The following is an 892-nucleotide window of genomic DNA, read 5'->3' as shown; positions in this document are numbered from 1 at the left end:
GGGGCTGTCTATTGGCTGAGTGTGAGCGTGTTCTGGCGTGCATGAGTGAGTACTTCTTTCCAGGTGGTGGGCTGACGGCGGCCGGGAACGGGAGTTCTTGCGTCGAATGGGTGACCTTTGCGGGTGGTGCTCGTTGGGTGGGTGACGGGTTCATGGGATGCCGGGGTGGTGGGTGGGGTGCGGGTGTTGTCGGCGCCGTTCGTCGCGCTCGGACCCTCGGGTGTTGCGGTGCGGACCCGGCTGAAGCGGCTGACGGGCACGGATGCGGGGGTGCTGGCCCTGGTCGGGGCGCATCTGGGGTCGCTCGCCTCGAAGGACCTCGCGGTCCGCTGCCAGGACGGCCTGGAGCATTCCACCGATTCGTGGGCGGTGCGGAAGCGTGAGCTGACCGCCGTGTCGTCGTCGCGGTGGGCGGGCAGTATCACCAAGGCCACGCATGATCAGTGGGCGCTGGCCAGGCGGGGGCAGACGGCGCACATCCACGATCTTGAGGCCGCCATCGGCACGATCACGCACCGCCTGTCGCTGCCGGTCGGGGAGAAGGGCGGCAAGTGGGCTCCGGGCGGATATCGCACTCGGCAGGAGCGGCACGCGAAAACGCGGCGTCTGCAGGTGCTGGAGGACCGGCTGGCCGCCGTGCGGGCCGACCGGGAGGCCGGGAGGGCGCGTGTGGTGCGGGGCGGCAAGCGTCTGCTCAATACCCGCCACAATCTCGATGCCGCGCAGCTCACCGAGCGGGACTGGCGTGAGCGCTGGGAGGCCGCCCGTTGGTTCCTTCAGGCTGATGGGGAGTCGGGGAAGAGGTTCGGGAACGAGACGATCCGCGTCACGCCGGATGGGGAGGTGTCGGTCAAGCTGCCTGCCCCGCTCGCCCATCTGGCCAACGGCACGC

The 892-nt window shown here is 69.6% G+C and carries 1 pseudogene; it reads left to right on the top strand.

Annotated features, from left to right (window positions below):
- Nucleotides 1–168 precede the first annotated feature (168 nt).
- A pseudogene (locus ACIQ5Y_RS34085) lies at nt 169–892 on the top strand (IS200/IS605 family accessory protein TnpB-related protein); the annotation flags it as partial.

Source organism: Streptomyces sp. NPDC096339 (assembly GCF_044762985.1).
Lineage (GTDB): Bacteria > Actinomycetota > Actinomycetes > Streptomycetales > Streptomycetaceae > Streptomyces.
The sequence above is the reverse complement of the archived record's forward strand: the minus strand, read 5'-3'. Positions and strand labels throughout refer to the sequence as shown.